Here is a 5,294-nt window from a genome sequence, read left to right on the forward strand (position 1 = left end):
CCGGCTGGCTCCTGCTCGGCGAGCCCCCGACCGCGCTGCAGGCGGCCGGACTGGTCACGGTGCTGCTCGGCTTCTATCTGGCGCAAAGGCAGCGGTGAGGCGGAAAACCCTTGAGCCTGAACGAGAGGAGGCCTCGCAGCGACAAAGGTTTATCGAGTTGGAGAAAGCATCCCGGCAAGTCCGAAATGGAAATCGCTGCCATCGTGACCGAAACGACAAGGCTTCGGCTCTTTGCCGCCCTCGGGCCGTTTCTTGCTTGGCTCTACTGCATCGCGTTTCTCGCCGCCCGGACTGACGGGCCGATTTTCGAGGATGGGCGGTATTGGCTGCCGTCGTTCATGGTCTGCTACGCGTTCTCGATTCTTCCCATGCTCTTTACGGCGTGGGTGGACCGCCGACTGTCAGACAGATGGTGGCGTTCACTCGCCTGTGGCCTGGCGGGCTTCGGAATCGCTTTCGTCCTGTACTACGGCCTCACGCACGAGGGCCCCTCGGCGGCCGAGCATGCGAAGACCTTCCAGCAGGACTGGTTCTATGTGGACTTGTGTGGGGGTTACCCGCCGTTGTCTGTTCGTGGGTAATGGGACTGACGAACCCTAGGGAAAGCGCAGATGTATTACGATGACAGTGCAGTAAACTAGCACTTCGCCATCGGTGAATTAAATGCACTGTCACCGTAATTGCCGCTTTCACGCCGGGATTGGGTGCAATGCGGACGCTGCGTCTGGCGCTCAGGATGGCCGGGTCTCCTGCGGGCCACGACAGCACGGGTACTCGATCTGCTCGTCGGCACGGGGACGTCCACCCGGAGTTAAATCAAACAAGGTCCACAGGGGCTCGACAGTTCCGAGGTGTCGTGGATCCTGTCCCGGATCGCTTGTTGCGTGGATCAGCTCGCTTGCCCAGTGTAGGCGGACCGTGCCATCAGGCCACCGCTTGAAAACGGTCATGATAGGAACAGGCCGCCCATCCGGACCATCCCCTCCATAGTCTCGCCGGAAGCTATTGTGCGCGGCCGACAACAGTCGGATGTGCCTCCACCCTTTGTCGCGCGCGAACGCCACGACACGTTCGATGGGGGCCTTTGCGACAACCGCCAGGTTGCCGCCCAGCCCTTCAAAATGCGGTAACGTGCCTTCCCACATGTCAATGAGCGCAGTGCAGGACGGACACGGCCCCTCTTCAAGCGACAGTTGCGCAGTTACCCCACGCGTGGGGCCTGGCCGACTGTCCTGCGCGTGGCGCGGGAACATGTAATGGTAAAGCATTAGCGTGTCGCCGCCTCTGAAAAGCTCGGACATTGGAACCGTCGCACCTGTTCCGTCCTCGCCGATGCAATCGAACAGGTAGTCCTCCGGCACCTCGCCGCCGGGAGGAAGGGCACGGAGTTCGGCGGCGACGGACTCCATCTCCCGACGCAGGTGGAGTTCGCGCTGAAGCAGTGCGTCGCGCGCGGCACGGTAATTCTGTGACTCATTCGGAAAGCTGATGCTCATAGGTGCTTTCTCCCCTGGCTGGATATAGCCGACCAGTGAGGCCGTCTCGCTCGGAGCCGTTCTCGGAAGGCCACAACTCGCATAGCTATGTGGCACCAAGCGGGATATCGCGGGCCTGGCACTTGCCTCCAAAAGTACCGGGATTACGGTGACAGTGCACTAAACATCACTTCGCCTTCGGCAGATTAAGTGAACTGTCACCGTAATACCTAGCTTACGCCTTCTTCACGAACTCCGATTTCAGGTTCATCGCGCCGATGCCGTCGATCTTGCAGGCGATGTTGTGGCCGTCTGAGCCCTCGGTCAGGCGGATGTTCCTGACCTTGGTGCCGCCTTTGACGACCGACGACGACCCCTTCACCTTGAGGTCCTTGAGGACGATGACGCTGTCGCCGTCCGAGAGCGCGTTGCCATAGGCATCGCGCACGCCCACCTCAGGGGAGGCCTCTGCGGCGGTGGCGGCCTCGGCGCTCCACTCATGGGCGCATTCCGGGCAGACCCACAGGCTGCCATCCCGATAGGCATGTTCGGAATTGCATTTCGGGCAGTTCATCGCGTCGTCCATTGTCGTCCTTTGGCCGTGTCCAGGCGACGCGCACCGTAGGTTCATGTCCTGATAACGCAAGGAAAATCCTCGGTCTCGAGGGCAGAGCCCGTACGCGCAATGGCGGAAGCGCGGGCAGGATCAAGGGCGGATTACGCTGCCGCTCATCCGCCCTGCGAACTGGCGTAAGCCGGATCACTTGAACAGCGCGAAATAGATCACGTAGAGCCAGCCCAGGATGCCGTGGATGATCGCCCAGAGAATCGAATGGTTGTTGGTATAGGAGATCGCGATGGCGAGCGCCGAGCCAAAGCCCACGCCATATTTCGCGCCCTCGACGCGAACCCCGTAATATCGATTTCCGTTCATGTCGATCCTTCCGACGCTAATCCGCGCTACGCTTGCTGTTGTCAGAGCCGACGAGTTAAGTGCTGGCACCGAAATCGCGAAAACAACCCCATGCAAAGTAGCGGTGCGCCCGTGTTTGCCTATCGGCAAGGATGCGTCTGGCCGTCGTAACCCCGGTAAGTCCCGGACGACGGATTGTAGGTGCGGAAGCGGGTGCAGAGCATCACCAAGGTCCGCTCGCGCGGCTTGCGGGCTGCCCTGGGCGGCTGGTCCTCCACGACCGCGGGTTTGTCCGGCGCAACGGTTGGTTTCGCCTCGACGAGGGCCGGCTTCTGCTCGACGATGGCAGGCTTGTCCTCCGCGGCAGCCGGCTTCTCCTCGACGGCTGCGGGCTTGTCCTGCGCAACCGTTGGTTTGGGCTCCGCCGGGGCCGGCTTCTGCTCGACGATGGCAGGCTTGTCGTCCGTGGCAGCCGACTTCTCCTCGACGGCTGCGGGCTCGTCCTGCGCGATTGCCGTTTTTTCCTCCGCGGGCGCCGCCTTCTGCTCGGCGGTGGCGGGCTTGTCGTCCGCGGCGGGCGGTTTCTCTTCGGCAGCAGCCGCAGGCCTTTCCTGCGCGGGCACTGAGGGCTGCGCGGCGGTCGGGCCCGGATTGTCCGTGGCCGATGTCTGCGCGAGCGCTTGAGCGCTAATCCCCATAAACAAGACACAGCACAGCACGCCGGCGCGCTCGGCGACGGCGGTCGTGAGAGCTGACAAACGCATGGATTGATACTCGGCTAATTGTCCCCACGAATGCTCCACACGCATTTGCGGCAAGTCTGTGAACAGCGCGGCGCTTTCGCGACCGACGACGCGCTTAAGACCGGGGCTGTGTGCCGGCTGCCACACCACCCGCCTTTAGGGGCTGGCGCCAAAACAGCGAAAGCATCTTAAGAGCGCAGCTATGAAAAGAGACTTGTTCCACAACCAAAGCGAGCGTAGCCCGGGGCGACGTTAGAGTTGTCCCGGATGTTTGGGTCGTACGGCCTTGCTACCGACTTTTCTGAAAATTGAGTGCACTGGCACCGTAATTCCGAATTGATTGCATTGAGATAGTCGGACAGCTTCGGATCGCTCATCATATTTTCCTTAAGGATGTGTCACGACGTCGAAGACCTTCACGCCGCCTTCGAAATTGGCGACAAGCTGAGAGCCGTCCTTTGAAAACCGTAATGTTCTTGAGTGGAGGCCCATGCGGGTGACTGGGGCCGAGGCGCCTGGGCGAAACGGATCCCAAAAGCGGATATCGCCAACGCCGTCAAGAAATCCGAGATAGTTTCCCTTGGGTGACCAGACCAATTGAGTTCGAGCAATGCCACCCGGAAATAGACCCAACGAGGCAACCAGCGCGCCATCGGCTACTCTAAAAACTCGCAGCGGTTCGGCTGGAAAATAGGGCCTAAGCACACCGTATCCTTCGGCAGCGATCTTGCCGTTTGGATATGTCCACCAGGAGCCTCCTCCGTTCGATGCAGCAGCAATCATCGTTCCGTCGGGACTGAATGCCAGGGCGCCGAATACGAGTGCATTTCCCCGCGGAACGGTGTCAGGGAAGACCTCAATCGAACGCGACAAGGTCCAGGATCCGACTTCAAACAATTTGACTCGAGAGTTATGCAGGACTGCTAGGGTTCTGCCGTCAGGGGAGAATACAACGCCCTGCGGATCGACCTGAATACTTCGATTCCCGTTACGAAGATCGAGGGCAGCGACGCGTTGCCAGTCGCCAGTCGAATAGATTCCGACGCGGCGGTCGGTGAATTCGCGATAGATCACCGCAACGAAACGCTCGTCCGGCGAAGTCGCTATATCAGTGGCAGTGTTCTCATTGGATCGCCCGCTCGGGTTGGGGCCAGCTACGTTTCGAAGAACCTTGCCAGTCTCGGCGTCAAGGACCGCAAACGCCATGCCGTTCATCTTGTCCCAATCTTCGGGACTGTTCGTTTCCGCGGCCGGACTGGCAATGATCAGTCTGTGTCCGGACAAAAAGTTGAGACAGCAGGCGTCCAGCCCAAAACTACTGTAGCGTGGAAATTCATGCTGGTATTTGCCGTCCGGACTCCAGGTGATGATCCCTAAGCCGTTGTGCACATAAGCGGCCAGCCGCTCACCGTCGGGACTCCAGGTCAATCCGAAATTGCCCGACTGAAGCATGCCGAGGGTTGACACTTCGTTCGGCGCTGCCAGCGTGCGAACCAGACGCAGGCTTGGTAGTCCCGACTGGAGGACCATGGACGGGGGCGATGTTGTTGCATTTTGCGCGCTCGCACTCGATGCAAGACTCGCCACCACGAAAAATATTACTGTCAATTGCATCGAGAACAGGAGTTGCCGACACAGTTCCGCTGATGCTGTTGGAATGCCTGAAGAAAAAAAGGACCGCCTGCGCAAGGTAGCAACCCCAAGTCTTTTTCCCATGCTCCGAATGCTAAAGGAGCACATCCTATTCTGCAAGTGTTGCTTGCAAGAATTACATGGCACTATTTAAAATTGGGTCATGTTTTCCTCAAGACGCTGCTATCTCTCTCGCAAACTCTCCTGCCGGTACCGCAACAGCGGCGACATCAGATACTCGATTAGCCGCCACCTTCCCGTCTTGATCTCGACGGTGACCGCCATACCCGGTGCAAGATTGACCATTTTGTCCTCGATCTGCATTTTGGTGCCATCGAGCGATACCCGTGCCGAATAGAGCAGTTCCTGCCCCTCCGTGATTATGGTGAAAGTGCATTCAATCGACGCGTCGGTTAAGTGCACTGTCACCGTAATTCCGGCTGGCTCCTGCTCGGCGAGCCCCCGACCGCGCTGCAGGCGGCCGGACTGGTCACGGTGCTGCTCGGCTTCTATCTGGCGCAAAGGCAGCGG

General features: G+C 59.6%; 6 protein-coding genes and 1 pseudogene. 1 reads left to right on the plus strand and 6 read right to left on the minus strand.

Annotated features, from left to right (window positions below):
- Positions 1-110 precede the first annotated feature (110 nt).
- On the plus strand, positions 111-581 hold the full coding sequence (locus tag YUO_RS0137460) for a hypothetical protein (protein WP_156908952.1): 471 nt from the start codon (positions 111-113) through the stop codon (positions 579-581).
- Between the two features lie 150 nt (positions 582-731).
- On the opposite strand, the gene YUO_RS43355 is transcribed toward YUO_RS0137460, so the two are convergent.
- From YUO_RS43355 to YUO_RS48395, 6 genes and pseudogenes are all read right to left on the minus strand, one after another.
- Complete coding sequence (locus tag YUO_RS43355; RefSeq protein ID WP_035728560.1) at positions 732-1,496, minus strand: DUF899 family protein; 765 nt, start codon at positions 1,494-1,496, stop codon at positions 732-734.
- 214 nt (positions 1,497-1,710) lie between these two features.
- Positions 1,711-2,061 carry a zinc ribbon domain-containing protein YjdM gene (locus tag YUO_RS0137470; RefSeq protein WP_028351693.1) on the minus strand — a complete coding sequence of 117 codons (351 nt, stop codon included), beginning with the start codon at positions 2,059-2,061 and terminating at the stop codon, positions 1,711-1,713.
- Positions 2,062-2,235: 174 nt separating this feature from the next.
- Positions 2,236-2,409: a hypothetical protein gene (locus YUO_RS47455; protein ID WP_187399379.1), complete on the minus strand. Its 174-nt coding sequence runs from the start codon at positions 2,407-2,409 to the stop codon at positions 2,236-2,238.
- A 119-nt stretch (positions 2,410-2,528) separates the two neighbouring features.
- Complete coding sequence (locus YUO_RS0137480; protein WP_028351694.1) at positions 2,529-3,152, minus strand: BA14K family protein; 624 nt, start codon at positions 3,150-3,152, stop codon at positions 2,529-2,531.
- A gap of 366 nt (positions 3,153-3,518) precedes the next feature.
- Entirely contained in the window at positions 3,519-4,847 is a 1,329-nt protein-coding gene (locus YUO_RS0137485) for a WD40 repeat domain-containing protein (protein WP_198028175.1), read from the minus strand.
- Between the two features lie 99 nt (positions 4,848-4,946).
- Positions 4,947-5,294, minus strand: a pseudogene (locus tag YUO_RS48395) (hypothetical protein); the annotation flags it as partial.

Origin of the sequence: Bradyrhizobium murdochi (genome assembly GCF_000472965.1) — a bacterium.
Taxonomy (GTDB): Bacteria; Pseudomonadota; Alphaproteobacteria; order Rhizobiales; family Xanthobacteraceae; genus Bradyrhizobium; species Bradyrhizobium murdochi.